At 73.9% G+C, this 3146-nt stretch carries 1 protein-coding gene and 1 pseudogene; one reads left to right on the top strand and one right to left on the bottom strand.

The features are described 5' to 3' along the window. Positions 1-450 (bottom strand): annotated as a pseudogene (locus L0B03_RS15765) (Fe-S oxidoreductase); the annotation flags it as partial. 212 nt (positions 451-662) lie between these two features. Here L0B03_RS15765 and L0B03_RS15760 point away from each other — a divergent pair. After that, a partial coding sequence (locus L0B03_RS15760) for a Na+/H+ antiporter subunit A (protein ID WP_250447569.1) occupies positions 663-3146 on the top strand: 2484 nt, incomplete at its 3' end.

The raw sequence follows: 3146 nt of genomic DNA, 5'->3' as shown, positions 1-3146 counted from the left end.
GGCCGACGGCGCCCCGGCGGCGGCCTCCCCGCGGCGGGGGTGGGCACGCTGCCGCACGAGCACCAGGGCGAGGATGCCGAGCAGCCCCAGCCAGGCGAAGCCCTCGACCAGCCAGCCGAGCGGGGCGACCCACGCGACCGCGGGCAGGGCCAGGTGGGGGTCGACGATCTGCCCGTACCCGGCCACCAGCGTGAAGAACAGCACCGGGAAGCTGACCATGACCACCCAGTGCGCGGCCTTGACCACCGGACGGTGCTGGAACCGGCCGTGCCCGAGCAGCAGCCCGAGGGCCAGTCTGGTCCGCAGCCACCGGTGGTCGGTGCGGTCGGGGGCCGGGCCCCCCTGCGCGACGGTGCGCACGATCGCACGCACCCCGAAGGAGAAGACGGTGACGCCGAGGACGGTCGCCAGGACCGCGACGGCGAGGGCGGCGATCTGCAGGGCGTCCACCCCGCCACGCTAGCCGGTGCTCGAGAGCCGGAAGGTACGATGGTCCTGTTCAGTGACGCACCCCCGTGGCATGTCTGCGGGTGCGTGCTCGCGTTCATCGTCTTGACAACATGACGCCCCTCCAGGGCCCGCTGGCGCCTGCGCGACGGCGGGCTCCCGACAGGCACTGACCATCCCGACCGACCACCGCCCCCGACCGGACGGAGCCGGACGTGCTTCTGCTGCTCGCCGCCCACCTCGTGGTGGCTCTCGGCGCGCCGCTCCTGGTGCAGTGGCTCGGTCGTCGTGCGTTCCTGGTCATGGCCCTCGCCCCGGCCTCGGCCGCAGCCTGGGCCCTGAGCCGGACCGGCGAGGTGATGGCCGGGGACGGCCCGGTCGAGGTGGTCCCGTGGGTGCCAGCGCTGAACATGGAGCTGGCCTTCCGGCTCGACACGTTGTCCTGGCTCATGGTGCTGATGGTCGGCGGGGTCGGCGCCCTCGTCCTCGTCTACTGCTCGCGCTACTTCGCCGCGACGGCGGGCGGCCTGGGTCGCTTCGGCGGGGTGCTCGTGGCCTTCGCGGGCGTCATGCTCGGCCTCGTCGTGACCGACGACATGCTCCTGCTGTACGTCTTCTGGGAGCTGACCACGGTCTTCTCCTACCTCCTCATCGGCCACTACGCCGAGCGCAAGGCCTCCCGCCGGGCCGCGATGCAGGCCATCATCCTGACCACCGCGGGTGGCCTCGCGATGCTGGTCGGGATCGTGCTGGTGGGCGAGACGACGGGCACCTACCGGATCTCCGAGGTGGTGGCCCTGGCCAGCGCGGGCGGTGGTATCCCGGCCGGGACGACCACCACCCTCGCGACCGTCGCCGTCGTCCTCCTCCTCGCCGGGGCAGCGAGCAAGTCCGCCCTCATCCCGCTGCACTTCTGGCTGCCCGCCGCGATGGCCGCACCGACCCCCGTCTCGGCGTACCTGCACGCCGCCGCGATGGTGAAGGCCGGGGTCTACCTCGTGGCCCGGTTCGCCCCCGGCTTCGGCGAGCTCGGGGTCTGGCGCGGGATCGTCATCGTGCTGGGCTGCGGCACCCTCGTGGTCGGCGGCTACCGCGCGCTGCGCCAGAACGACCTCAAGCTCATCCTCGCCTTCGGCACCGTGAGCCAGCTGGGCCTCCTGGTGCTCCTGGTCGGCCTCGGCTCGCGCGCCGCCGCGTTGGCGGGCCTGGCGATGCTGGGCGCGCACGCGATGTTCAAGGCCTCCCTCTTCCTCACCGTCGGCGTGGTCGACGCCGCGACCGGCACCCGTGACCTGCGCCGCCTGACCGGGGTGGGCCGTGAGCTCCCCATCACCGCGGCCGTCGGTGCCCTCTCGACCGCCTCGATGATCGGTCTTCCTCCCTTCGCGGGGTACGTCGCCAAGGAGGCCGCCCTCGAGGCCTTCGTGCACGACGGCGGCACCGCGGTCGGCCTGCTCGTCCTCGTCGCCATGGTGGTGGGCTCGACCCTGACCGTGGCCTACGGCCTGCGGTTCTGGTGGGGGGCCTTCGCCACCAAGCGCACCCACGCGACCTCCGACGACGACGCAGCCCCCCATGCGGCGGCGGTCGCCGCCGGGGTGGCCGGGGACGACGGTCCGCTGAGGATCAAGCACCCGCCCCTGGTGCTCGTGCTGCCCGCCGCGGTGCTCGCCCTCCTCGGGCTGCTCCTGGCCCTGACCCCTGAGCTGGGCGAGGAGCTCCTGGCCCCGCACGCCGACACCTACCCCGGGGACCCGGGCCACCTGGTGCTGTGGGCCGGTCTCACCCCGGCCCTCGCGCTGACCGTCCTGATCCTGGCCGTCGGCACGCTGATGTTCTGGGCGCGGGCCCGCGTCGAGGGCTGGCAGTCCAGGGTGCGGTTCCCCTGGGACGCGGACCGCGGGTACCGCCGCGGCATGCGGCGTCTCGACGAGCTCGCGGGTGACCTCACCGCCGTCACCCAGCGCGGGTCCCTGCCCTTCTACCTCGGCACGATCCTCCTGGTGCTCGTCGGCCTCGCCGTCACAGCCCTCGTCGTCGGCACCACGCTGCCGGGGCCCGACGGCGTGCGGCCGTGGGACAGTCCCGTCCAGCTGCTCGCGGCGCTCCTCGCCGGCGGCGCCATGATCCTCGCGGCCAACGCCCGACGGCGGCTCAAGGCCGTGGTGCTCGCGGGGATCAGCGGCTACGCGGTGGCCTACCTCTTCCTGCTGCACGGGGCCCCGGACCTCGCGCTGACCCAGGTGCTGGTCGAGACGATCATGCTGGTGATCTTCGTGCTGGTGCTGCGTCGCCTGCCCGCGTACTTCTCGGTGCGCCCCCTGGCCGCGAGCCGCTGGGTCCGTCTGGCCATCGGCCTCGCGGTCGGCGTCACCGTGGGCGCCCTGGCCCTGATCGTGCCCGGGGCGCGGATCCACCCGCCCGTCTCGGTGGACTTCGCCGAGGAGGGCTACGTCTTCGGCGGGGGCAAGAACGTCGTCAACGTGGCCCTGGTCGACATCCGCGCCTGGGACACCGTCGGCGAGATCTCGGTCCTGCTCGCGGCAGCGACCGGCGTCGCCTCCCTCATCTTCCTGCGCCGCCGCGGCGGCGAGCTCCAGCGGGCCGACGACGCCGCGGACGGCGCCCGCGTGTGGGCCGGCGAGCTCCCTGACCCGATGCACGTGATGCGGGCCCGGGACGCGGGCCGTGCCGAGGGG

The sequence above is a fragment of the Actinotalea sp. C106 genome (assembly GCF_023630195.1).
Classification (GTDB): domain Bacteria; phylum Actinomycetota; class Actinomycetes; order Actinomycetales; family Cellulomonadaceae; genus Actinotalea.
Note: the sequence above shows the minus strand (reverse complement) of the source record. Positions and strands in the feature narration are given on the sequence as shown.